Origin of the sequence: Cytobacillus sp. FSL H8-0458 (assembly GCF_038002165.1) — a bacterium.
Lineage (GTDB): Bacteria > Bacillota > Bacilli > Bacillales > Cytobacillaceae > Cytobacillus.
The window spans coordinates 2,272,755-2,298,835 of record NZ_JBBOBR010000001.1; the positions used below are offsets into that span (position 1 = coordinate 2,272,755).

General features: G+C 40.6%; 20 protein-coding genes, 2 pseudogenes and 1 riboswitch. Of the genes and pseudogenes, 8 read left to right on the top strand and 14 right to left on the bottom strand.

Going from position 1 to position 26,081, the window contains the following annotated elements:
* Window positions 1-143 precede the first annotated feature (143 nt).
* Window positions 144-1,178 (top strand): ABC transporter permease, encoded by a 1,035-nt coding sequence (locus NYE23_RS11035; RefSeq protein WP_341077829.1) that lies wholly within the window; start codon window positions 144-146, stop codon window positions 1,176-1,178.
* A 1-nt stretch (window position 1,179) separates the two neighbouring features.
* A complete protein-coding gene (locus NYE23_RS11040; RefSeq protein ID WP_341077831.1) occupies window positions 1,180-1,857 on the top strand; it encodes an ABC transporter ATP-binding protein in 678 nt (225 codons plus the stop codon).
* A gap of 57 nt (window positions 1,858-1,914) precedes the next feature.
* Here the strand turns inward: NYE23_RS11040 and NYE23_RS11045 are convergent, their stop codons facing one another.
* Entirely contained in the window at window positions 1,915-3,582 is a 1,668-nt protein-coding gene (locus NYE23_RS11045; protein ID WP_341077832.1) for a M4 family metallopeptidase, read from the bottom strand.
* A 417-nt stretch (window positions 3,583-3,999) separates the two neighbouring features.
* Between NYE23_RS11045 and NYE23_RS11050 the strand changes: the two genes are divergently transcribed.
* Complete coding sequence (locus tag NYE23_RS11050) at window positions 4,000-5,910, top strand: CoA-disulfide reductase (protein WP_341077833.1); 1,911 nt, start codon at window positions 4,000-4,002, stop codon at window positions 5,908-5,910.
* Window positions 5,911-6,046: 136 nt separating this feature from the next.
* The gene (locus NYE23_RS11055; protein ID WP_341077834.1) at window positions 6,047-6,373 is read left to right on the top strand and encodes a hypothetical protein; all 327 of its coding nucleotides are present in this window, start codon (window positions 6,047-6,049) and stop codon (window positions 6,371-6,373) included.
* A gap of 56 nt (window positions 6,374-6,429) precedes the next feature.
* Here NYE23_RS11055 and NYE23_RS11060 read toward each other — a convergent pair.
* Both NYE23_RS11060 and NYE23_RS11065 read right to left on the bottom strand, forming a co-directional pair.
* Window positions 6,430-6,758 (bottom strand): annotated as a pseudogene (locus NYE23_RS11060) (hypothetical protein).
* Window positions 6,759-6,852: 94 nt separating this feature from the next.
* Window positions 6,853-7,215 (bottom strand): SRPBCC family protein, encoded by a 363-nt coding sequence (locus NYE23_RS11065; RefSeq protein ID WP_341077835.1) that lies wholly within the window; start codon window positions 7,213-7,215, stop codon window positions 6,853-6,855.
* A gap of 476 nt (window positions 7,216-7,691) precedes the next feature.
* On the opposite strand from NYE23_RS11065, the gene guaC reads away from it, so the two are divergent.
* A complete protein-coding gene (gene guaC / locus NYE23_RS11070) occupies window positions 7,692-8,681 on the top strand; it encodes a GMP reductase (protein WP_341077836.1) in 990 nt (329 codons plus the stop codon).
* Window positions 8,682-9,024: 343 nt separating this feature from the next.
* Here guaC and NYE23_RS11075 read toward each other — a convergent pair whose 3' ends face one another.
* The gene (locus NYE23_RS11075) at window positions 9,025-9,474 is read right to left on the bottom strand and encodes a GNAT family N-acetyltransferase (RefSeq protein WP_341077837.1); all 450 of its coding nucleotides are present in this window, start codon (window positions 9,472-9,474) and stop codon (window positions 9,025-9,027) included.
* 54 nt (window positions 9,475-9,528) lie between these two features.
* Between NYE23_RS11075 and NYE23_RS11080 the strand changes: the two are divergent.
* A pseudogene (locus NYE23_RS11080) lies at window positions 9,529-9,833 on the top strand (DUF2089 family protein).
* A gap of 12 nt (window positions 9,834-9,845) precedes the next feature.
* Window positions 9,846-10,235, top strand: coding sequence for an SHOCT-like domain-containing protein (locus NYE23_RS11085; protein ID WP_341077838.1), 390 nt, complete (start codon window positions 9,846-9,848; stop codon window positions 10,233-10,235).
* 271 nt (window positions 10,236-10,506) lie between these two features.
* Here the strand turns inward: NYE23_RS11085 and NYE23_RS11090 are convergent, their stop codons facing one another.
* Together NYE23_RS11090 and NYE23_RS11095 are read right to left on the bottom strand one after the other, a co-directional pair.
* Window positions 10,507-11,697, bottom strand: a complete 1,191-nt coding sequence (locus NYE23_RS11090; protein ID WP_341077839.1) for an aminotransferase-like domain-containing protein — start codon at window positions 11,695-11,697, stop codon at window positions 10,507-10,509.
* 69 nt (window positions 11,698-11,766) lie between these two features.
* Window positions 11,767-12,339: a GNAT family N-acetyltransferase gene (locus NYE23_RS11095; protein ID WP_341077840.1), complete on the bottom strand. Its 573-nt coding sequence runs from the start codon at window positions 12,337-12,339 to the stop codon at window positions 11,767-11,769.
* A gap of 92 nt (window positions 12,340-12,431) precedes the next feature.
* On the opposite strand from NYE23_RS11095, the gene pdxR reads away from it, so the two are divergent.
* Entirely contained in the window at window positions 12,432-13,808 is a 1,377-nt protein-coding gene (gene pdxR, locus NYE23_RS11100) for a MocR-like pyridoxine biosynthesis transcription factor PdxR (protein WP_341077842.1), read from the top strand.
* A 30-nt stretch (window positions 13,809-13,838) separates the two neighbouring features.
* Here the strand turns inward: pdxR and NYE23_RS11105 are convergent, their stop codons facing one another.
* The 8 genes from NYE23_RS11105 to NYE23_RS11140 all read right to left on the bottom strand — a co-directional run bounded on the left by NYE23_RS11105 (window position 13,839) and on the right by NYE23_RS11140 (window position 25,890).
* Window positions 13,839-14,222, bottom strand: coding sequence for a PH domain-containing protein (locus NYE23_RS11105; RefSeq protein WP_341077843.1), 384 nt, complete (start codon window positions 14,220-14,222; stop codon window positions 13,839-13,841).
* A gap of 25 nt (window positions 14,223-14,247) precedes the next feature.
* On the bottom strand, window positions 14,248-14,826 hold the full coding sequence (locus NYE23_RS11110; RefSeq protein ID WP_341077845.1) for an O-methyltransferase: 579 nt from the start codon (window positions 14,824-14,826) through the stop codon (window positions 14,248-14,250).
* Window positions 14,827-14,932: 106 nt separating this feature from the next.
* Window positions 14,933-15,039: riboswitch (SAM riboswitch) on the bottom strand.
* A 151-nt stretch (window positions 15,040-15,190) separates the two neighbouring features.
* Entirely contained in the window at window positions 15,191-16,642 is a 1,452-nt protein-coding gene (locus NYE23_RS11115) for an SLC13 family permease (protein WP_341077846.1), read from the bottom strand.
* A 1-nt stretch (window position 16,643) separates the two neighbouring features.
* Window positions 16,644-17,825, bottom strand: a complete 1,182-nt coding sequence (locus tag NYE23_RS11120) for a glycerate kinase family protein (protein WP_341077848.1) — start codon at window positions 17,823-17,825, stop codon at window positions 16,644-16,646.
* Window positions 17,826-18,130: 305 nt separating this feature from the next.
* Entirely contained in the window at window positions 18,131-22,591 is a 4,461-nt protein-coding gene (locus NYE23_RS11125) for a hypothetical protein (protein WP_341077849.1), read from the bottom strand.
* Window positions 22,569-23,315, bottom strand: coding sequence for a DUF6063 family protein (locus NYE23_RS11130; protein WP_341077851.1), 747 nt, complete (start codon window positions 23,313-23,315; stop codon window positions 22,569-22,571). Before NYE23_RS11130 ends, NYE23_RS11125 begins: the two co-directional genes overlap by 23 nt.
* On the bottom strand, window positions 23,315-24,826 hold the full coding sequence (locus tag NYE23_RS11135) for a hypothetical protein (protein WP_341077854.1): 1,512 nt from the start codon (window positions 24,824-24,826) through the stop codon (window positions 23,315-23,317). Before NYE23_RS11135 ends, NYE23_RS11130 begins: the two co-directional genes overlap by 1 nt.
* On the bottom strand, window positions 24,817-25,890 hold the full coding sequence (locus tag NYE23_RS11140) for a Wadjet anti-phage system protein JetD domain-containing protein (protein WP_341077856.1): 1,074 nt from the start codon (window positions 25,888-25,890) through the stop codon (window positions 24,817-24,819). Before NYE23_RS11140 ends, NYE23_RS11135 begins: the two co-directional genes overlap by 10 nt.
* Window positions 25,891-26,081 lie beyond the last annotated feature (191 nt).

Here is a 26,081-nt window from a genome sequence, read left to right on the forward strand (position 1 = left end):
CCTGACACTTTTTTGTAAACTTTTGCTCGAATATAGGTGTTCATTTCAGAAAAGACTCCCAGCAAATTTGTAACTTGTTGTTCATTTTCTGTTCATATAAGAATTATAGACTAAGGATGTCAAAGGAGATTGGAGGAGATTTAATGAACATTGCATGGAAAGAAATCAAAAGAAATAAAATCCGTTTTTTAATATTAGGTTCAATCATTTTTCTAGTCAGTTTATTAACTTTTATTATTTCAGGTTTGGCAAATGGATTATCACAAGATAATGCTGCATTAATTAAAGACTTGCCAAACGGTGTATTCTATATGGATGAAGAAGCTGAGGAAACCTATAATTTGTCAAGAATAGACAGAAGTATCCAGGATGAAATATTAAGCAAACATAAGGATGCTGCAGCGCTTTCCATACAAATGGGCTTTTTGAATGATGAAAACGATAAGCAGCGAAGCGTCGCCTTTGTTGCATCCACAGAGTCAACGTTATTTAAAAATGTTAAGAGCGGGGAAATAGTGCTTGATCGTTCATTGGAGGAAGAAGGCATCAAGGTTGGAGATACCTTAACGAATAATCAATATAGCAGCAAGTTTGTTGTAAAAGGGTTTGTGGATCAAAAGAAATATAGCCATGCGCCTGTTGCTTATATAAATTTGAAAGATTTCAAGGAAATTTACCGAGTAGAAGAAATGCAATTAATTTTCATACCCGGAGGAGATCTGACACTAAATTTTCCTGATTTACAATCATTCTCAAAGAAAGATTTTCTCAATACCATTCCGAGTTATAGTGCAGAACAGATGTCTTTAAATATGATTGTGTGGTTTTTAGTTGTAATTAGCGGAATGCTGTTTGCTATCTTTTTCTACATGATGAACGTTCAAAAAATTGGATTATACGGTATCTTAAAAGCTATTGGAGTAAAAACAAGTTCATTGTTTAAGATGATGTGGACACAGATGCTTTTTATTACAATCATTGCACTGTTACTCTCTATTACATTTAGTCAAGTTTTTAATATGATTGCCCCTAAAGGAATGCCTTTTAGTCTAACCCCTGCTACAACAGGGTTATTATCTTTGGTCTTCTTGATTATAGGTTTTATTGGAGCTACTTTATCAGGTATACAAATAAAAAAAGTAGAACCATTACAGGCGATTCAGCAAGGAGAGGTTTAATATGACTGTATTTACAATTGATGAAGTGAGGAAAACATTTTCTAATGGTGAAGTGAAGGAAGAGATACTAAAAGGAGTTAACCTTTCTCTGAGAGAAGGTGAGATAACGGCGCTAGTGGGTGCTTCAGGTTCTGGTAAAAGTACACTTCTTACAATCGCAGCTGGTCTTCAGCCCGCATCAGGTGGAAAAGTATTATTTGAAGAGAAAAATATGATTACCATGAGTCCAGAGCAAGTCCGAAAAATACGTGCATGTAAATTCGGTTTCGTGTTTCAATTTGCTCATCTTGTTCCGTTTCTCACAGTAGAAGAACAGCTCATGTTAATGCTGGATGTTTCTGAGTTGAAATTAAAGAAGGATGAACAAAAAGCAGAAATTGACAAAGTACTAAAACTAGTTGGAATGGACCATCGGAAAAAAGCTTACCCGTCTTCATTGTCTGGCGGGGAAAAGCAGCGGGTTGCAATTGCCCGTGCAATCATCCATAAACCTAAAGTGCTCTTCGCAGATGAACCCACTGCAAGTTTGGATTCAAAAAGATCTAAAGATGTTATGCTGCTAATCAGGGATTTAACGAAAACTCTAAACATTACTACCCTGATCGTTACCCATGATGAAGAAATGCTTTCATTTGCTGATCGTATAATAAAAATGAGCGACGGCCTAGTTACAGGTTGATTAAAATCGGTGAAGAGGCATTACCCGGATGAATAATGCCTTTCACCTTATATTAACCTAGTAAATCCCCACGGCATCAAATCCAGCTGCAGTTGCGGTATGTTCGGTGCTGCCTTCTCCGTATAGATCAATGGCAGACTGAACAATTGCCTGGCGTGCATCACTAAAATCAGAATTAGAGGTCAAATAAACAGTTAATGCACGGTAATAAATTTTCCCCAGCTTCTCCTTGCCAATTTCCTGCCCGATCAGGTAGGCTGCATGGTTTGTTATAGAAGAATTCACATGGACTCCGCCATTGTCGACATTTAAAGGCATGTCGTAATATTCATCCATATGTGCCGGATAGACTCCGCTGCCATATGCTGCTCTTTGCGGATTGCTTACGACAACACTGTTAGGATCACTTAAGCTGCGCAATCTCGTTACTCCGTCAGCTTTAGCAGCAGGCGCCATAATGTCCTCGCCCATTTCCCAGTCATCATCGTCAACCAGAACCCCAAAGACATCAGCGAAGGATTCATTCAGGGCTCCAGATTGATTCCGGTATGCTAGGTTTGCAGTATGAGAGATTACACCATGGGTCATCTCATGGGCAGCAACATCAAGTCCCGCAGATAATGAAATGAAAAACTCACCGTCTCCATCGCCATAACCCATATAACGGCCGTTCCAGAATGCATTATTGTAATCTGTGCCCATGTGTACATAAGAATTGATAGCCATCCCTTCCCCGTCGAGAGAATTGCGGTTGTGTTCATTCAGGAAATACTCATATACCCTCTCGGAATTATAATGGGCATCTACTGCAGCACGGTCATAATCCCCTATAAACGCAGCCGAATTCCCGACATACAGGGCATCATTATTTGAATCCCAATCATTTTTAGAATCAAAAGTAAAAATCCCGTCCAAATTCTCATGAGAGTAATCGGCTAACGCAAACTTAGTCCCGGAGGCACCTTCTTTCGTTTGGGTAATATGAAGCTCCCTATGATCTCCATTTACCCCTTTTCCGAATCCTTTCTGGGTTTTATTCTCTTCAGCATGCAGGATTCCATTGTATTGATCAATGATTTCACCTGATTTGGCATCTACAAACACAAACCAGTTTCCAGGTTCATCTCCCATAAAGTTTACATTTACTTTATAGGCTGTATGATTTTCCCCTTCAAACGGATAAATAACAAGTTCAGAAGTCGGCTCATATGTAAGTTCTTTTGGAGCACTGACAGCGGATAATGCTGTTTTTACTGCAGCATCATGTTTTAAGGACACCGATGTGTCCACTGCTTCATCGGCAATTGCCTGATTTACTCTTCCGTTCACGGATACTACTTCATTATTTTCATTAAAATGAACAATTACTTCGGATCCTTCTACTGTCACACCATTGACTGTCTGACTTAACCTGACGTGGGTCATGCCAAGCTCATCTTTTTGAACATTTTTCACTTTCAGGTTTTTTTCGGGACTTTTAATCCCTGTTTGATCCTGATGCTTTTTTAAATAATTTAATGCATTCGCAGAAGTGCTCGCAGAGAATTTCTCTGCAAATCGCTCTTTCACAAATAAAGGAACATTTGCTTTTTCATCCCATTCCTTGGAAGCTTGTACAGGCTGAACCTTCGCTGAATCTGCAGGCTGGGCAAAAACATTTACAGGAATGGAACCTGCCAATAACGCCGATGACAGCAATACAGGTGCAAGGAGCTTTTTTTTCATTATTTTGACCTCCTATTATTTAGATACTCTAAATTATAGAATAGTAGACTATTAATCGAATGAACAATAAGAATTATTTTTATATTGAATAAAATGTCGAATTAATAGTTAAAAATTACCAAATTTCTTCCCGAATACAAAATATAATTTAAACACAGGCCGAATCTATCATTTTTATATTTAACGAAGCTTTTTTGTCTATTCTGTGTACGCCATAATATTGTCACAAAACAATAAACAAGGATTTTATTGCGCAATGTCATATACCCCATATAGTATATTAATATAAACATTATCTTTTAGACACAGAAGCATTAAAGGGAATGACTGCACTTGTGAAGGAGTGAACAATTACGCGATTTAAATGGTAATAAATCATTTTAAGCATATTTAAAAAATAATCAGGAGGAATATGTCATGTCAAAAAAAATTGTCATTGTAGGCGGAGTTGCCGGCGGTGCTACTGCTGCTGCACGATTAAGAAGATTAGATGAAAAGTCAACAATCGTCCTGTTTGAACGGGGGGAACATATCTCGTTCGCCAATTGCGGCCTTCCCTATTATATCGGTGAAACCATTAAGGACCGGAATAAGCTTTTGGTACAAACCCCAGAAGGTATGAGCAAAAAATTCAATCTGGATATCCGCAATCTTTCAGAAGTTATCGGAATAAGCCGTGAACAAAAAACAGTGGAAGTCAAAAACCTCCGAACCGGTGAAATCTATGAGGAATCATACGACACTCTACTTTTATCACCGGGAGCAAAACCAATCGTGCCGCCTATTGAAGGACTTTCAGATGCGCAAAATGTTTTCACACTCAGGAATATTCCGGATACAGATAAAATAAAGGCGTTTGTTGACGAGCACCATCCGAAAAGGGCTGTTGTGATTGGAGGAGGATTTATCGGGCTAGAAATGGCAGAGAATTTGGCTAAGCGCGGGATTCAAGTTACAGTGGTGGAATTAGGCAAGCAGGTGATGGCCCCTATCGATTATGAAATGGCCTCTATTGTTCATTCCCATCTCATTGACAAAGGAGTCGATTTGATATTAGAGGATGGAGTCAAGGCGTTTAAGCAGAATGGGAAAACCATTGAACTGGCCAGCGGGACACAGCTTTGCACCGACATGGCTATTTTATCCATAGGGGTAAAACCTGAAAATAAGCTGGCCCTTATGGCAGGGCTGGATGTAGGTCAGCGCGGGGGAATTCTGGTAAACGATTATCTGCAAACGGAAGATCCAGATATCTTTGCCATTGGCGATGCTATTGAAGTGAAGGATTTTATCAATGGAAATGCAGCCATGATTCCCTTAGCAGGCCCGGCTAACCGCCAGGGCAGAATTGCAGCCAATAATATTTACGGGAAGCAGGAAAAGTATAAAGGGACACTCGGTACATCCATTGCCAAAGTATTTGATTTAACCGTCGCATCCACAGGCATCAATGAAAAACAGCTGTCACAGCTGGGCATGAAATATCAGGCTGTCCATATTCATCCAGGCTCCCATGCAGGATATTATCCTGGAGCCGCTCCAATCAGTTTAAAGCTGCTCTTTAGTCCCGATACAGGGAAAATCTATGGTGCACAGGCAGTTGGGGAAGATGGAGCAGACAAACGAATTGATGTAATTTCCACAGCCATTAAAGGCAATTTGACTGTGTTGGATTTGACTGAAATTGAGCTGTCCTACGCTCCGCCATTTTCATCTGCGAAGGATCCTGTCAATATGGCAGGATATGTGGCGGAAAACATCATAAATGGCAATACGGTTACCGTCCAGTGGAATGAAATCGATGAAATCGTTGAAAATGGCGGCCTCCTGATAGACGTCCGGGAGCCAATCGAAAGGGAAATGGGCTATATTGCAGGCTCTATTAACATACCGCTGAGTGAAATACGAGATCGCCTGAATGAAATCCCTAAGGACAAAACGGTTTATGTTTCATGCCAGGTTGGGTTAAGAGGCTATTTAGCTTCCCGCATTCTTAAAGAAAATGGTTTTGTTGTGAAAAATCTGGATGGGGGCTGGAAAACATATTCAGCTGTTAATCATCAGAAAAAGAGAGCCATCAATCCAGATTACAAGGAGCACATTCATCCATCTATCTCCATTGATGCAGCCGGGTTATCTTGTCCCGGGCCTATTATGGAGGTTCATAAAAATATAAAGTCCCTACAGCCAGGTGAATATCTTCAGATCACCACAACTGATTGCAATTTTGTTAAAGATATTGCTTCATGGTGTGAAAAAAATGGACATATGCTGGTTCAGACTGAGCGCAACAGCAAACAATATCAAACTACTATCCAAAAAAGGTAAGTGTTTTGAAGGGTATTATGCTTGAGAAAAAGGAGGAATATCAAACTCCTTTTTCTTATGCTTAAGTTTCTATAGTACAGAATAAACAATCTGTCTTATAATATGAGATGGCATTATAAATGAGGTGAATGATCCAATGAGATACATACATAATACGTTTGGGTTAAACAAATTCAAAACGATGAAGGAAACATTAAAGGGTGTTGAATTTAAACATGTTGGAAACGGCGAAGTCATTTATCTGCTTCCGAATAAAGAAATTACGATTGTCTTAAATCCAAAAACCGTTGAAAGCAATAAAAAGCTGGAGGAAAAATCCACAGGTCTGCGCCATAGTACAGTCCTGCGGGAATTCCCTAAACGGGAACATACAGGAAATGAACCAATTTCCTATGGATACGCATATAAATTTTTATCTGTGGATGAATTAGATGCATTCCTTAGTGAGTTAAATACTCTTTAGATTCTAAAAAAGGTTCCTGACCCACAAGACAAAAATAACCTGGGGCAGGAACTTTTTTACTTCTTCTTTTGTCTAAACAAATCAACAGATTTATAACCATGTGATAAAATATCGACCATTTGCAATTCTCGTTTCTCACGGGTTTTCTGCTGCTTAACTGAAAAGATGCAGCGAATTTCACTTCGCTATCTTCCACATGCCCATCTTCTCCCACTTTCATTACTGGAAATATCATCCCTATGAACGTATGTATCATACCGTTTATTACCTTTTTTAGGATAAACGAAAAATAAATATCCTTTTTAAATACAGCATAGTCACTTGGCTGGTTGAGAACAGCCAAATTATTATATTTGTTAAGCTTTAATTTATCAATGATTGACATAACATACTGCGCCTTTATACTTTTACTTTTCTAAATAGTTTATTAAAGCATCCAAATCTTCTACACATGCTCTCTTAAAGGCTCCAGCCATCATCTATCCAAACCATTTTGAAAAGCCTGTGAGTCCCTTAATCTCACCAAGTAATGTAACATCTGAAGTATCACCTGGTGAAACGATTATGTATGTAAATATAAATTCTCCTTTGCCTGTTGTTCCTTTGGTTTCATCACAGCGCATCACAATTTTATTTGGCTCATCGAGTTCGATAACTTCAAAATGTTCGGAAGCTTCTTTTCCAAACATTTTCCTTGTCTCTTTCCACTGACTCCCCACTTTTAATGGCCCGCTGTCCTCCCGCTCTATTCCAACTAGACCAATCGTCCAGTCCTTTGCCGAATCAAGATCTATTAAAGCTTTGTAGGCAATTTGTGCAGATACCTGAATGGATCTTTTCATTTCAAATTGAATACTAAGGCTAACTGCCTCCTTTACCCCTTTTTTCTAAAATATATCACAAACTAATGAGAATGGGATATCTTAATCACAATTCAAAAAATGCCAACTGCAGCAATGTATGAAGGATCCTCCATTTGTCTCGCTACCGCTATATCATGGCCCCTACGGTTGAAATACTGGGTGGAATAGCCAAAGCAAAATATGTCTTATAATTGTTAGTCCGAGGAAAAGTTTTTAAAACACTATCACTTTTATGCGTTTTTACTTTAATAAGTTGAAACAATAAACAGAATTGTATAAAATTAAAGTGGTCGAACCCTCACAATTCGACCCCCTATTATCCATTGAGCTTAGGAATTTTCTAAGCTCTTTTTTAATGATTGTTCCCTGTCAGTCTGTATAAGATCGATTGAAACTGAAAAACATATCCTTGCAATGTCCGTATGTATTCAGCTTCGTTCAATAGGAGGATTAAAATGGAAAATGTATTCGATTATGAAGATATTCAATTAATTCCCGCAAAAAGTATCGTCAATAGCCGATCTGAATGTGATACAACGGTCTTCCTGGGGGACCGTGCGTTTAAACTGCCTGTGGTGCCTGCTAACATGCAGACGATTGTAGATGAGAAAATTGCCGTATACTTAGCAGAGAACGGATATTTTTATATCATGCATCGATTCGAACCGGAGAAGCGAATTTCTTTTATGGAAGATATGAAGGCACGGGGATTATACTCTTCGATCAGTGTTGGCGTCAAAGAAGGCGAGTATGCGTTTATACAGCAAATAGCTGATGAAAAGCTGTCACCGGAATACATTACCATTGATATAGCCCATGGCCATTCCAATGCTGTCATCCAAATGATTCAGCATATTAAGAAATACCTTCCTCAAAGCTTTGTGATTGCTGGCAATGTCGGAACCCCGGAAGCAGTCAGAGAATTAGAGAATGCTGGAGCTGATGCAACAAAGGTTGGCATTGGACCTGGCAAGGTATGCATCACAAAAATTAAAACAGGATTCGGAACGGGCGGCTGGCAATTAGCTGCACTTCGCTGGTGTGCAAAGGCAGCAAGCAAACCGATCATAGCAGATGGAGGTCTTCGCACCAATGGTGACATTGCCAAATCGATTCGATTTGGTGCAACAATGGTGATGATTGGTTCCTTGTTTGCAGGACATGAGGAGTCACCTGGAAAAACCATTGAGAATGAGAAAGACGGAAAGCTCTATAAAGAATACTTTGGCTCAGCCTCTGAATTTCAAAAAGGCGAAAAGAAAAATGTTGAAGGCAAGAGAATTTTAGTAGAGCACAAAGGATCATTAGCAGATACGCTGAAAGAAATGGAGCAGGATCTCCAGTCCTCCATTTCTTACGCTGGCGGCAACAAGCTGGATGCCATCCGTCATGTTGATTATGTTATTGTAAAGAATTCGATCTTTAATGGCGACAGGGTATTTTAACACCCCATCTAATGAAAAATTCATTATCTATATAAAACCACAGAAGATGCCTGCACTTTTCCATCAGGCAGGCATCTTCTGTGGTTTCAGTATTTCCTTTTAGAATGGACAAACACATACGAAGACACTCCAATTTTTTATAAAAGGTATGTTATGTACTCTTTGAGGTTCTCCAACAATTTAGAAATCTCGGTAATTACTTCTTCAAACACTCATACTTGTTTCCACATCATTTCACTTTTATGAATTCACCTATATAAATTCATTTTACGAAAAATTATTCAGTATTTAGCTGGTATTCTATCTGGCTCATAAATCGTGCCAGCGGAATAAAGAGATCAAATTAAAAGATTAATTTCATCCCTTCATGACTCGCTAAAAATCCCAGCCTGTTATAAAAACGATGTGCATCTTCACGCCGCTTATCAGTCGTCAATTGAACAAGACCACACCCCTCAAACCTTGCTATTGCAATTGCTTCTTTAAACAAGGCTTCCCCTACCCCATTTCCGCGGAAGCGCTGAAGGACCCGGACCCCTTCAATTTGTGCGCGATTCATCCCTTGTCGTGCTAAACCAGGAATGATCGTTAACTGAAGGCAGCCAATCACCGTCTGACCTTCTATCGCCAAAATAATCTGATTTCCCTCCTGTGCTTCTATTGCCTTAAATGCTTTATAATAACAATCCGGCAGAGGTTCTTCATATCTCTCACGCTTTGCTCCTAATTCATCATCGGCAAGCAAGCGGACAATAGCTTGTAAATCTTCTTCATTTGCTTTTCGAAAATGCATTAAAAATCACTCCTTCAGCACGGGAATATTTAAGTGCATCACTGATTACTTTCTATTAATATTTTATTTTCCCTTTTATTAGGCTATTATCATGAAACCTCTGAAATTGCACCTTTATCAAAGGATCAGCTTCATTTTGTGAAAGTATTTTTAACATGCAGAGGGAATACCAAAGAAGTTGAAAAGGAACTTGGGATATCGTATCCAACGGTTCGAGGCAAGCTAACAGACATCATATCATCTCCTTGGATATGTACAGAAGAAAAAAAAATGAAGCAGATGAGAAAAAAATTGTCACTTTGTTGGAAAATGGCGAAATCACAGCAGAAGAAGCCATTAAGCTATTAAAAGAGGAATAGGGAGGATTTATCATGAAAGAAGAAATTACGAGAGTGATAACAATGGTTCAAGAAGGGAAAATTGATGCAGATAAGGGATCAGTACTGATCCAAGTACTAAAAGAACAAGAAGAAACAGGTAATAAGCCAGCAGTAAAAACGACTAAGTATTTAGATAAGACTTTAAAAATCCGTGTTGTATCCGCTGAAAATGATAACGTCACGGTCAATTTGCCAATAAAACTTGTTAAGGCAGTATTAATGGCTGGACACAGCATCGCAGCGAGTATCCCTCAATCAGAAAAATACGCTAAAGATATAGACATAAGCCTTATTATAGAAGCAATCGAAAACGAATTAGATGGCCAAATTGTTGATATTAAATCGGCAAACGGGGATACCGTTTCGGTCATCATTGATTAGTGAGTTGCTTATGATGCATGTAAAAGTGAAAGCAAAAGACGTTCGGTTAACCATCCCAATTCCAAATACAATTTTAAACATGGCTATTTCAATTTTTTGTTCAAAATTGTTTCATCCGGTTCTGAGGTTAAGGTAAAACTATAACTTATTTACATCTATTACTGACCGGCATTAAAAGAAAAAGCCTAATTTCTGGCTTACAATACCAAGATAATTAGGCTTGTTTCCTTTATTCCTCTCACTTTTAAAAATTCCATAGAAATATTTTCATTTAAAGATAGGCCTCTGCAACTTTTCCCAGCCTGCGAATCCCCTCTGCTATTTCCTTCTCATCCGCATAACTGAAGGAAAGGCGCAGAAATTCCGTTCCAGCTGTCTGATCTTTGAAAAAGTACTTGCCAGGAATAAAAGATATCCCTTCTGCCAGGGCATATGTCAGCAGTTCTAATGTATCGGCACCAGGAATTTTCATCCACACGAAGTACCCCCCTTCGGGCACATACCAGGAAGCTGTTTTAGGAAAGTGCTGTTCCAGTGCGGAGGTCAGAACATTGCATTTGGCCCGGTATGTATCTCTCATTGTTACTAGTTTATTATTAAAATCAGTGTTTGCTAAATAAACAGCCATGACAGATTGAGCAAACGGATGGTTCAGATCTTTTTTAACCCAGGCGCATGCATGGATCATTTCACTTGCTCCGGCTATCCATCCTATACGCATGCCCGGGGCCACTATCTTGGATAGCGAGCCGACATGCAGAACTCTGGAGTTTTGATCCATTGCTTTTAGAGTGGGGAGACTTTTATTAAATGATAATTCCCCATAAGCATCATCCTCTACTAATAGGAAATTATATTTGTTTGCAAGCTCCAATACATGCTGCCGGCGCTCTCCTGTCATCGTCGTCCCTGTAGGATTTTGAAATGTTGGGATCGTATAGAGAAAACGCGGCTGAGCGAGCCCTTTTTGCTTTCTTTCCTCTAGAACCTCTTCCAATACATCTGTTTGAAGTCCGTTCTTGTCTACAGGAATACTAATTATATGTTTTGTGTAATTTTGGAAAATCTCTAAAGCCTCCATATAGGTGGGGGACTCTATTGCAATAATTGTCTCCTCATCAAGGAGAATGCGGGCAATCAAATCGATTGCCTGACAGGCGCCCGAAGTTATCAAAAGCTCATTTTCCTTTACAGATATCCCCCGCTCTTTCAATCTTTTTAAAATCTGCTCCTTTAATTTTGCTATTTTTGGACTGCCTAAATAATGGAGCGGCAAATCATGTTCTTCTTCTAATAGACTGTTAACAGCTGCCTTTACCTCTTCATCCGGCACAAGGTCAGGTGCCGGGTAGCCGCAATGCAGGCGTATACAATCATCCGGAATCTCCGGAATCCACTCCCCTGGGGGAGTATTTTGAAGCGCCTTTTTGATTTTATCAGTTAAAAAAGAACCAGCATTCACTTCAATCTACACCCTTCCAGCAGTTTTATTATTCATTATAAACTTCTTGCCTGAGATGCTCCACAAAACCTAGAAAAGCAAGTTTTCTTCGAAATGTCTTTTTACTTTTCCCCAATCCTCCTTTATAACACTATAAAGGACAGTATGGCGAATGGTCCCTTCTTTTCGTATCATATGATTTCGAAGTACGCCTTCTTTTACCGCACCGGTCCGTTCGATCGCTTTTTGTGAGCGGAAGTTTTCATGTCCAGTTTTAATTTGTACGCGATTCACGGACAGTTCTTCAAAACAGTATGTTAATAATAAATATTTACAGTTTGAATTAATATTCGTGCGCCAGTAAAGAGGGTTTATCCATGTTGAGCCGATTTCGAGCCGTTTATGCGGGATTGAGATATCGAGAAACCAGGTAGCCCCGATGATACTCCCTGTTTTTTTATGGACAATGACAAAAGCAAAATCGGTGCCCTGCTCACGTTTTTGTATCGCATCTTTTACATATTGAATGACCCGGCTTTTATCCGTTAAATCAACAGACATATGCTCCCATATGCGTTTATCCTGAGCTGCTTCATAAATTCCTTCAATATGCTCAAGTTCCATGGGAATTAATTTCACAACATTGTTTACTAAAATTTGCATGCTATCACTCTCCTTGAATCAATTAAAACCGAATTCTGGTATGATAAAAATAACCAAAAACGAATTTTAATATAATACCAGGGAATGATTCGATGGAATTTCAAATTCTGCTTACGGAAAATGGAATAAAGTATAAAGAAATTTATGAACAAATCCGGCTTGCGATTTTAGATAGAAAATTGTCAGCACATTCAAGACTTCCTGCAAAGCGGCGGCTGGCTGAACAATTGAACGTGAGCATCCTAACTGTTCAGATGGCTTATGAACAGTTGCTGAGTGAAGGGTACTGTTATTCAGCAGAACGCAGAGGCTATTTTGTTTCTGAAATTCAGGATGAATGGCACTATAGTCAGATTAATACAATGGAATTGGAGAAAAGAGTTCAGAACGAGTTTCATATTAATTTTAAAAATGGGCAGGTCGATGCCTCAGCCTTCCCCTATAAACATTGGAGCCGATTATACAGAAAAGAGCTTAATGAATCCAATGCCGGCAATGCACCGTGGCAGGGCGAATATTCTTTGCGTGCCCAAATTGCACTATACTTACAGCAAGCTAGAGGGCTGGCCTGCCAGCCGGAGCAAGTGTATATCTTCAGCGGATTTCAACAGCAGCTGCTAAATGTATGTTTGTTTTTTAAACGGAGCGCCATCGGAATAGAAGATCCAGGTTTTATTCGGGCTAAATCTATTTTTGAGCAATTACAGCTGCCATGTTATCCGATTTCTGTGGATGAGGGAGGATGCGGTGTGCCTGATGCTGATGAGCCTGTAAAATTATTATACACCACACCTGCTCATCAATATCCTACCGGTACAATTATGTCTATTGCCAGAAGGGTTGAACTGTTAAATTGGGCAATTAAACAGTCTGCTTACATTATCGAAGATGACTATGATTCTGAATTTCGTTACAAAGGGGCACCAATCCCATCATTATCCCATCTGGATTCAACCGGGCGGATACTGTACTTCGGCACCTTTTCAAAAACATTGCTGCCATCACTTCGGATCAGCTATCTGGTTATGCCAGCAGCCCTGAAGCAAGACTTTGAAAAATTTAATGCTTATCAAAAGTCGACTGTTTCAAGAATCGATCAGAGAGCTGCTGCAAAGTTTATGGAAGAAGGATTTTATTTATCCCATATAGCAAAAATGAGAACTTTATATAGAGCTAAAAGGAGCTGTTTAATAGATAGCCTGTCAAAACATTTAGGAGAACACTTTGACATAATTGGAGATACAGCAGGTTTGCATATCATCGTGACATTACCAGAAGGATTGAATGAATCTAAAGCAATTGAACTGGCAAAGTCGGCGGGAGTTGAAATCGATGCTGTTTTACCTATGTATCATCTTCACAAGCCAGACAATCAAGTGATGATTGGATATGGCGCCCCCTCGATGGACGAGATTGAGAGAGGAGTCCAATTAATCGCTAATGCATGGAAAAGTTATCTTAGCCTTTAGACTAAGTCAAATATTCAACTAAAAGAGCTCTTATCTTACAGGATAACGCTCTTTTAGTGAAGTGGTAAACAGGCTCATCTTTTCCTTAACAGCCACCATAAAATCAAACAAATTCATCCCCTGGATTTGCTGGAATTTGTACAAGTCTTGCTTATAGTAAATATGAATATGCTTCCCGGTGATCCCCCTTTTTTCTTCAATGGAAGTTATATGGCTATACGCAAATTCTTCAACTAATTCCTTGTTTGTTTCTGATACCGGGATTCCATAGAATAGCAGTCTTTTGTTCGTTGCTGCAAATAAGCCTGCCTGCGGTGCTAAACAGTAATGTGCAACTAATGAACAGCTTAAACATTCAATAATGTTTTCACCTTCATGCAATACATTTTTAACCTGATTTTTAATGTTTTCCATGGAACTCCCCCTCATATTTCATCTGTCAAACCGCTGTCTTAACTGCCAGTATCAGCCCAGTAGACCAATCCAATTCTGTTATGTCCAGGTCAGGTCTGTCCTGCAGAGTTTTTAGAAGTTTAGTTGCTTTGATCTGAAATTCTTCAGGCAATTTCTGCTGCGGAAACACATCATGAATCACATAAAAACCGCCGATATTTAAATGATCCAGGGTTTTGTCCAGAAGCTCGAATTTCCCCGGCCATGTATCTGCAAAAATAAAATCGAACCCTTCCGACAGATTTTGAATAAAAGCTGCTCCGTCCTCACAGCAAAATGTGATTCTGCTGTCATTACCGAGATACTTTCTCGCGATCGATTGCACTGTCGGATCTATGTCAACGGTCGTAAGCTTACTGCCTTCATCCATCCCATCCATGATCCATGAAGCAGACGCTCCCGTACCTGTTCCCAGCTCTAAAAAGCTTCCTCCAGATTTAGAGGCTGCCAGCCCCTTCAGTAAAAATCCTGTTTTTATATCACATGACTGCCCGAAGCCGAGCACATCTGATTCCTGTAATATCCTCGAATATGCTTCCGGTACCTGTATAACGCCGTTTTCCATTTTGCCATTCCTCCTCTTTCTTCGTTCTAATCTAAACCAAGTTCATACTATAAAAGAGCATCAAAAAAAGGCCTCTTTATAAGAGGCCTTTACTTATCAAAACGACCTCTTATCTCCCAGAGCGTCAACTCTGTTGGAATTAGCACCTTCCTGACATAATCAGGGGTTGCTGAGGCTTCGCAGGGCCAGTCCCTCCACCTCTCTGGATAAGAATTTGTATAAAATTTATATTTTCAACCAAGTATTGCATACTTTCTGCCAAATGGCAATACTTTAATTCTTATTTTGCAAGCTGATCCAATATGAGTTTATTGAGGAAGGTGAATAGCCATGCAGAGAAAAAATACTAATTTCGTTATTTGACCTAATGGAGACTCATTCCTGTCCACTGCCAATAAGTACAATAAAAAACAACAGCAACCGTAATGTAAACCGGCAAAAGTATAGCACTTAACTTAGTCAAAAACCCTGCATCATAACTTAAATCCCCATCCTCATAAAAGAGAAGCAGTGCTTTTGAACTTACAGGAAAAGTAATACAATAATTCATTCCTATTAAACTTAAAAAGACGGCTGCAGAAGGACTAATTCCTGTTGACTGGCTAAACAGAATAATTCCTGGCATCAGAACGATTGCCCTAGTAGTATGGGAAGTAATATATAAATGGCTCGTTGAAGTAATCAGCAAAATTCCCAGTACCATAATCCAGCCAGGGGCCTGACTTAACAAAAAGAGAAAGCCGGTTAATTTTCCTTCCAGCCATTGAACCAAACCGGTTTCAACAAGTATCCTTCCAAGTGCTGTCGCTGCTGCCACGAACAGAATAAGATTCCACGATACTGATTTAATTCCTTGCTTCCAACTGATTACACCTATGTTGGGGAGCGTCATGACGATTGCTCCAAGGACTGTTACAAAAGCAAGATCGTACCCATGTACGTTTTCAGTCATCCATCCTGCTAATAGGAAGGCAACTATTAATAAAGTTTTTTTCTCCGCCTTAGTTAAAGGTTTTGTTACTTCTATGTTTGTTTTAGTCTCCCGGCGGGCTGAATCTGCTGATTCTTCTTCCCGTCCCATCAAGCATTTAATGACCAAAACAGACAAAATTGTAACCACTAGAGCAAACGGCATACCCCACACCAGCCACTGTAAATAGGAGATGTACTGACCCGTAGCACTTTCTAGGAGGCCAATGCCAATTATATGAGATCCAGCTCCTATTAAAACAGCAGATGTACTCATTAATATGACGATTGGCACTGTGACCGCCAGAACCCTTTTCTCTCCTGCAGATAACCTGCTTCCAACATGGGTGATTATGGGTTTTGCCATTGCGGCACGTCCGGAAGTGGAGGGGATAAAAAAAGCTGTAGAGAAAATAAATGATATAATCCCTAACTTCATTCTTCCTGCAGTCCGGCTTTTCCTTAATATAAATTCAACGAATCGGGCAGCTAAACCTGATTGTGTAACAGCCTCTCCGATTATAAATGCCCCAAACATCAGCCATACTACTTCTTCCGAGAGGGAATGGAATAACAACTCCTGGCTGCCGCCCTTCATTAAAACAATGAAGCAAACAATAGCAAGTGCGACATATCCTGCTGGAAACTTCGTTGTGACCCAAAGGGTCATGGCGGAGAAAAAAGCAAATAAAGATACCTTTGCCTTGTAGTCCAGCCCATCCAGAAAGAAAGTCACTAGTAGAAAAAGGACATGCACGAGGATAATGGCGAGCGTCCGCATTAAAATACGATCAGTTAGTACCATTTGATGTCCGCTATGTTTATGCTTTTCTATTCTTGTCTGCATATCAGACTGCCCTTTCTTTGACCCTGTTTCTTTTGGCAATCCTCAGCCCAATGGCTATCTGTCTCATCACAGATTCTGTACTGTCTTCAATCCATTCAGGTGCATAGAGAATAGCTTTCTCAAGTGAAGTTGGCTTTTGAATAATACTTAAGAAAGCATCAATGCCTGCTTCATAACTTAATTCGGCTCCCTTTCCAATGGTTCCGGTAATGGCAATAACGGGAATTCCATATTTTTTGGCAATTCGCGCTACTTCTGTTGGTATTTTTCCATGGGGAGTCTGGAAATCAATACTGCCTTCTGCGGTTAGCACAATGTCAGCGGTTGCAATTTTTTCTTCTATGTTAATATACTGTTTAATAAGGCTAAAGCGCGGATGGAGAGATGCACCTGCAAAAGCTATCAAACCTGCCCCGAGCCCGCCTGAGGCCCCGCTTCCCGGCATCATTCTTATATCCATTGCGCAGGTATCTCCTATTAAGCTAGCATAATGGTCCATAGCATCAGATAATATGCCTACCTGTTTCAGCGTTGCACCTTTTTGTGGTCCAAATACTCTTGCCACGCCCCTTTCCCCGCATAAAACATTCTCCCAGTTGCAGGCTACATCAATTTCCACTTCACTAATACGCTTATCGGTACCAGAGGCATTAATATGCTTAACCTTTAATAAATCAGCTCCGCCATTAATATCAATAATTTCCCCATTGGTATCCATAAACTTTACTCCAAGTGCCTGAGCCATTCCAGCTCCTCCATCTGATGTTCCAGAGTCGCCGCAACCGATTAAAATTCGATCTGCCCCATGGTTAAGTGCAGCAAGAATCAACTCGCCTACTCCATAAGTTGTCGTTAACAAAGGATTGCGTTCCAGCAACGGAACATGCTTCAGCCCAGCAACAGCTGCCATCTCAATTACAGCAGTCTGCTCCCCGTTCTCTTCAAACATGCCAAAGTAGGTATGTATTTTTTTGCCTACAGGCCCGGTAGCTTCCACGTAAATTAATTCACCCCCTTTTATTCGTGTAATGGTTTTGGCAAACCCTTCACCCCCATCAATCATGGGTAATACTTCGATTTCTGCTGACTCATTATACCGCATTGCTCCCCTTTCCATCGCCAAAGCAACATCCTCTGCATCCATGCATTCTTTAAACCCCGATGGTACAATTACAATCTTCATTTTGTTTTCCTCCTAAAATTTATATACTTGTAATGTACCTGCCGAAAACTAAAATTCTCTGAAAAGCAGATTAGAAATTGATTAGAAAGGGGAAAAGCTGTCATGTCGACCATTTTCTTCTACCTTACCTGCTTTCATCTATTTTTCGGCTGTTTCATTTTTTCAAATTCCAGCTATTTTAAAATTGCAAAAAAGACGCTAGCTTTTGCTAACGCCTCCCCAATTACTTTTTAACCTCGTAATAGAATGTCCCAAGGAGAAAGTAGGATATATACACAACACTTAACATTATCATTCTGCAATTTTTAATGAACAGCTCCCTCCCCCTGATAAATCCGAAAAGCCGGTACAATCGTATCCGACACAATCTCTTTACCCTTTTCACGGATGAAGTCCAATTTATAATACGCGTCGAATCTCTGGCTGATCTCTGTTTTCACCAATTCAGGCGGAGTGACGACGATGAATTGGAACTTCAGCTTATCGGCTACAGCGAAAATAGGATCAAGCACATGGGCAGAAGCTGCTTGGCCGAATGGATTATCACAGACTAACGGAACCCAGCTTTGATCGGTTTCACTCTTGACCGAAAGAAGCATCATCATCATGACCATGCGGGCAGATAGCTTTTGACCTCCGCTGCCATCGGATTTTGTCCTTGAACCCTGGTTGATCGTCTGCCAGGTCGAATAATGCTCACGCTGCGGTTTACCGTACATAAAGGCATTGTCTGTACGCATGTTATATACCAGGAGCTCCGGATAGCGATTTCTGAGGGAAACAAATAAAATTTGCTCATCACTGATAAGTTGTTTGATTTCCTGATCCAGCATCTGATTATTATCATCTATCATCTCAAATCGCTTCGTTATTTTATTAATGGCTGAAACGAAATGCTGTTTCAGTAAAGGTTCAACATCTTCCGCTTTTTTAGGCAGTATATCTTCTTTAAGCTGGACGAGCGGGAAAGAACCCCTTTCATTCTTAAGCTTCATTTTTGCAATCATCGAGCGAATTGCCTCTGAAATGCTCATTACCTTCATGCTTGCCCGGCTTGCCCAGAAGTTTTGTGCTTTTTCCGCCCTTTCTTTGTCGCGCTCCAGCTGTTCCAGGCCGCTCTGTGAAAAGCGCTTCATGTTCTGGACGACACTTTGAATATGTGCATAATGCCTTGTATCCATATGATCAAGCGTAGTTAAGACTTCATTCTTAAAGCGGATTTCCCAATCCTTTCCTTCAATGGCAAGCTTTAAATTTCTTAGTGATTGTTCAATCTTCGCATGCTTTTCTTGCCCTTCATCCTGAATAGCCTGATGTTTTTCACTCCAGGATAGGATGCTTTGCTTTCCTTGACTCTTTATTTTTTCTATATCCTCATCCGAAAAAGCTGCCGCTTCCTCTTTAAGAATGACGGATAAATGCAATTGATCTTTTTCAAACTCAGTTATGTTATGTTCTGCCTCTTTTTTGCGCTCTTCCGTTTTCTTTATTTCAGCATTTGTCTGTTTGGTCTGGTCAGTGATTTCAACCGTCTTCACTTCCAGATCAAGCTCTTCCCATTCTTCAGGCTGCTGATCATGCTTGGCCACTTTTTTAGAGGATTTTTTACGCTGATCCATTCCATGCTTTAAGGAGGTTTCCGCAATGGTTACGGCCTTTTCCTGCTCACGCTCTTCTTTTTCTGCTGCCTTTGTTTCCTTCGCAGCTGTCTGAACCATATTTTCCAAAATACTTATTGGTTCATCAGGTACAGAAGCATCCTTCCACTCTTCATTAAGAGCATGAAGTTTTTTCTCCAGCTTCCTTTGCTGTTTCTGTTCGGATTCTCTAGTCGCCTGAATCGCGAGCAGTTCACTGGCTTGTTCTTCTTTTGATTTTTGAAGCTGTTTAAGCTCCTCAATACTGCCATTGATTTCTTCTAAAATATAGGGTGATAATCGAGGAACCTCCTCAGATGCTTCTGCTTTCTCACTTGCTGGAAAAGCAGCACCGTCAATAAAGAAGCCGATCTTCTTAATATTTTGCTCGGCTGACAGCTTCCATTCCAGATAGGTCTGACTCCACTTTTCCTGAAGATCAGCAATGGTCTGAAGCTCGTTTCCCAGCACACTCTGCAGCTTCTCGAAAGCTTCCTTTTGTTTCTCTTTTTCCTGCTTTACCCGTTTATTTTCCTGTTGCATCGACTTTTCACGTTTAAATTCCGTTAAGGATTCGGCATCTTTAGATAATTTTTCAATCTTTTTCTTCGTTTTTTCCAGCTGTTCTCTAAGTCCCAGCTGCAGTTCTTTTTCTTTATCCTCCTGCACGATGATAGCCTGTAATTCCGTTCTCCTTGAAAGCAGGGCTTCCTTTTCCTGAAGAAGTACTTTTTCAATATCACAGGCAAGGTCATGGGAAAGGAACCGGTCGATTTCTTTTATAATACGGCGCAGTGCAGTTTCTGTTTTTTCTAACTCTGCAAGTGTATCTTTCTTTTCTTCTATTTGTTTCACAATCTGGATTTTCCAGTTTGTGAACTGATTTTTATCCGCCAGCAGCTCCTTCTCCGTCCCGGTGATCATCACAAAGGCATTCTGCTGATTTTCGCCCGCCATTTCTTCCCGCATAAAAATCGGGACCGGACTTTTAAACATCCTTCCGCCAAGGACCTGCTTATTGATTTTTTCCCATTGCGGCCTGCTGACTACTAAGCCGTACGGCAGAAGAGGATGAGAAAGCTTGTGGCTCGACATTTCATCCTTCTTTAAGGATTGGAGAAATTGGGATCCGTAAAATACGTCAATTCCCGTCTTTTCATCAATCCATTCCTTCAGTTCCTTAACATCATTATTGGCAATCCAGAAATGCTCATCATTCAAGGCATAATCCAGCTGCGTTTCCCAGAGCGCTTTCTTTATTTCTTCCCCATGCTCGCGATTTTGAACGAGGAGCTCTTCCACTTCCAGGGCATATTTTGATATAAGGGCATTCGTGAATGGTGCTGTTACACCTTGCAGAACACCTTGCAGCTGATCGAACAGCTTTTTTTCTTTTTGCTGCTGCCCTTCACTTTTCTTTTTTAGCTCTTCACACTTTTCTTCTGAGAACTGAATGGATTGTGCGAGTGTACCATGGGAAGAAGCAAGCTGATTCTGCTTTTCATTTGATCTATGCTCTTTTGCCTGTATATCTTTGAGTGCCGCTTCTTTGGTTTCTATCTGTTTATTCAGATTTTCAATAAAACCCGTTAAATCATAGGTGATGCGGTCACCGAATTCCTCGATAAGCTGTTCTTCTTTTGATTCAAATTCATGAATTTGGGTATAAAGAAAATCAATTTCTGTACGAAGCTGAGCAATCTCCTGGGTCTTTTGTTTATCCTGCTTTGACAGGTCGTTTGCTTTTTTCTTTAAAAACCTTTGATATCCGGAATATTGCTGAACGGCTTCCCTAATGGCAGCGGAGGATTTCTCCCATTGCTGTGCCGCCTCTTTTTTGATTTCATCCATTCTTTGATTCACTTGCTCCAGGCCGCTGTTCTGCTCAAGCTTCGCAATTTGCTGGGAAAGCGCGCGAATGCTTTGTTCCCCTTCATGCCATTCTTTTAGTAACAGCTGAAAAGCCAGCTCGTCTTTTCGCTCCTGCTTTTCCTTCACCGCTTCCTGCAGAACTATATGCTTCTTCTGCTCTTCCGCTAATTTCTTCTCCCAATCCAGCACTTCCCGGTGAGCTTTTGCATACTCAAGATTATCTTTCTGAAAACGCAGATCCACTTGCCTGCCTGTTAATTTTTCGATTTCTTTTTCCAGCTCAATGAGTGTTTCTTCTTCCGTTTTCTTCAAATGCTCCAAAGCGCCAAGCAGCTGTCTTCCAGCTTTAATACTGTCCTCCACAATTCCCTTATGCCCGACACCCTTTGCCAGACTCTCTTCAAAAGGAAGAATATCTTCCAGGAATTCTTTATGTGCCTGCTCTCTTTTCAGCAGAACAGGGAGGTCCTTCGCGATGCTTGCCTGACTCTTAAAAATTTCCACCAGATCGTTCTTATGATGCTCCGTCCGGTGCAGAACCTGACTGACTGTAGGAATGATCCGCTTTTGGAACAGGGAATGATCATCTTCAGCACCTTCAAAAAATTTTCCGACGCCGCCTTCATCCTTATTAATGTCCTTCATAATATCCCAATCTTTTCGGTTAATCCCATATGTATCCAGAATTCGGTAGTGTTTCTTTGTATCCCGGTAAACATCGTACCCATTCCATTTTAAATAATCCTTCAGGCCTTCTGTTTCAGCCAGTTCTCCATCTTCATAAAGCGGAATATGTTCAAGAGATGCTTCTTCTTTTCGTTCAAACTCCCTTGTATAAAAGGTAATATTCGGGACAATTTTCGCTTCCTGTTCAAGAGGTTTACTTTCTCCGCTCTCTTCATTCATTGAAATACGCTGGTCTGCTGAAAACATTCCGCCCGTCACCAAATGCCTGCGGTCAGCCCCGTCGAGCTCCCACTGTATGAGAACATGAAAGGTATAAGGAATAAACTGCTCTTTATTATTAAAAAAGAATTGCTGATAAAAGCGATTATTCTGCTTTCCCCATGCGGTACCCGGCTTAAGGATCTGAAATATGGTCTGCAGGAAAACACCTTTCCCTCCTCCATTCATCATCGAAATGAGGCCATTTGTGGAGGTTTCCTCATTATGAAAGTTAAATGTGGTGTCCCTATACTGCTTTTGCATGCCATCATATTTCAGGCCGGCAATTCTAATTCGATGTATTTTCGGCATGCTGATCCTCCTCTGTTTTCATCAATTCCTTGAACATCTCATAACGGTCATAGTCATGATACAGGTATTCAATCCGTTCAAATAACTCCTGCTTTGGAATCGCCTTCGGTATATCCTCCCGATCCAGAATGACGATGAGTCCTTCTGTTTCCAAAAGACGCATGGCACTTGCAATCAAACCAATCCGCGTTCTGCGATTGGCTTTCCTGGCTCCATAATCATCTGTGTCGACCTCCATGTATTTCCATGTCGTCACAACGTCTCTCATATCAATTTTTACTTCTTCTCCGAAATCCTGCTTTGCTTTAAGCAGGCTATCCCAATTCATGATGACATCATTCACTTGCCGTTCCAATGTATAAAAGCTGATCCCTTCGCGCTTCGTGCGGATCTTAGCCGCCTGATTGCGGTCGATGCCCGCCAGGAATGCCATAATGACAACGCTCATCAGGTGAAAGTGTTTTTTTGTTTCAACCTGTTTATGCCTGTCCTTCATATGTGTAAAATTCGTCGCAAAAACAGAGCCGGTCGGCTGTACAACGAGCTGAATCCGTTTCGGCGATTCAATTATAAAGGTCCCGGATTCATCTGCCATTAAAAGCACCGTCTGTCTTACATCAGGATCGAAATACGCCTGAAAGTGCTCGCTGTTTTCATCGATGACCTTATCTTTTAATAGCGTGAAATAAACTGCTGATGCAGTCTTAATACTATCTGCACTCATCATTTCTCCTCCTGAACACAAATTTTAAACGGAGTGATTTTCATTTGATACCAGATGAAAGGTTCCGCCCGATGATCAAACTCGGTATAAAGTTTCAATCCTTCAAACACCTGGAATTGCGGATACTCTTGCATCAGTTTATAGAGGAGAATCTCCCTCTCATCGCTCAGCGTCTCTTCCCTCCGATGCAGCACCTGAACCTTCAGCGGCTTTTTATCAAACATCATCCATAAATCAATCGTTTCCGATTCTTCAAACCATAAATCCTGCACCTCAAGCGGCAATGTCGTTAAATCAGCCAGGGAAAACTCTCCGTATGACTGCAAATATTGAAACACATAGCTCCAGGCCTTGATAACAGAATCCCAGTTCGTTACCCGCTGATGGGTAATACTTTCCTCTTCCGTTTCTTCCTCCATTGTCTCTGTCAGCTGCTTTTCATCAAATTCCTGTTCGCCCCAGATCCAATCCATGGGCAAAATAAATTCATTCTTTGGCGAGAATAAAGGACCCAGTACCTTCTCAACTTGATCGAAGGAAGATGCCCCCTCCTTCATGAACCAATTTTCATAAATGTGCTCCCGAAACGAAACCAGGCTTGTTTCCCAAAACAGTGAAGGGTTTTCCGCTTTTAATTTCATTTCATAGGAGATATTCTGAATCACAAGCTTGGCAAAACGGTCATGCAATTGCCTTGTATGGCCGATCTTTTCCTGCAGGAGGATCAATTCTCTTTGAATGTGATCATCTTCCTCGTTTCTGCGTTTTGTCTTCTCAATCATACTGCTGATGGTACGGAAGTGATTTTTCTCTTCTTCAAATTGCTTCTCAATTTCCGCACGGTTATCAGCCCTTTGCATTTCTTCTTCCATCAATAAGATTTTGGGATTATTGATCATTTCTTTTTGAAAGGAGAATTCTCTTGCCATTAAGCGGTTGACCCGTGAAATGAGGTGATCGAGGTTTCGGGTAGCTTTGCGGAAATTACCGTTTTTAATCAGCTGCATACTGTAGAGCTGTTCAATGGTGATCGAGAATTCCTCCGCCATTTCCCTGCTCATGAAAATCATTTCCTGTGAGACATCTGTGAGCTTATAGACGATTGATCCGCCCATCTCCAGGTTTGTATATAATTCATCCATTGTCACATAGCGGAATACCTGCGTCTCCCATGACTGTCTGATTTCATCGTAATAAAGGGCTTCAAACGGCCTGCTGTATTCTTCTTTTCCCTGATACAGAAGCCCGCTTGTGATTCGTTCAATCTGCTTTTCATCAGCCAAAAGCTTCATTTGTTTAATCGAATCTTCCACCATATATTTGATATCCGATTTTCTCCGATGATCATCATCATTCAATTCCCGATAGAAAATGGTGAGGAGCACGTGCATCAGAATCGTCTGGATATGAGGCTTCAGCTCTCCGACTTCCATTCCTCTTCCAAGCTCAAACAGCGGGTTTAAACGCTGCATCCGCTGGGCGAATCCTTCCCATGACTCGTTCACATCCATCTCCTCCATGTTTCAATTGTCAGCACTTCCTGAGGAATCCGTTTATTTTCCTGCCATAATTGCAATAAGAGTTTTTGCTCTTCTTCCGTAAACCACTTGAAGAAAGCATCACGGTATTTAAGATATTGAAGCTGGCCAGATTTCTGTTCATTTCTTTGTTCCATACAATCAAGCATTTTACGATAAATTTTCAATGCAGGCTGAATGCAGCATTCCGGATATTTTTCAATCAGCCGGGTCATGATTCCGCAGCCCGCAGCATCAAGATCTCCTGCATAATAGAAGAGATACGATTTAGCCGGGAAAATTTTAAAGAAAAACGAAAAGCTCCGTTCAATTTTCGTGCCTTCTCCATAAATGATCAGTTCCGGCTCGTAATCCAGCAGATCGCTTTCCAATAATTGAATGGAAGTATGGAAGAATGATAGATTCTCAACAATCAGCACTCGCTGAATATCTTTAATTTCTTTTCCCTGTTTCATCCAAAACACAAAAGGCTCCCCGTATCTAACCACTTTCAGCTGCTCTTCAGATACACCAATTCGTGCTAAAAAACCTTTTCCATCAGGAAAACTGATCACATCCTGCAGGAATTTTTCATGGCCGAACAGCTCCAGGCTTCTTTCCTCAAGTGAAACGGTTTCCCGTTCGCCGCTGGATTGGAGAAAAGCATATAAATTCTTGACGCGGCTCCATTCCTCTTTCGTCTGCCATTCAGGGTGCCGTTCATAAAACGAAAAATCGAACCGATCATTTAACTTCATCATCTCGAGACGATCCCATTTGCCGGTGTGAGCTTTCACGTTCACCCAGAAATATAAAGGCATAGACGGGGTTTTCCCGTTGTATTGATGATTATGTATAGGTGCCAGCTGCCCTTCGTCCTGCAATGATTGAATGGCTTCATAAAATAGCGAATAACCGTCCATTTCATAATAATCATCCAGCAATTTGCGCAGCTGAAATTCCAAATCATTTATGTTTAACTTCTTCTTTTGCTTAGGGTGCTGAATATCTTCAATGAAACTTCTCACCCTTGTTTCGATGATGTTGATTTTGTTCACCTTCTTAAACTTCGTGAGTAATCTGAATAGAGTTTTCCCATTAGATTGGTCAATTTTATTATAAACTAGTTGAGGAAGGGATGGTAATTGGATTTTTTAATAGCAGGTTTAAAAAGGTGCATGCCCTCTGTTAACTTTATATGTTAACAGAGGGCATGCACCTTGGTTAGTTCACGACATGAAAGACGATT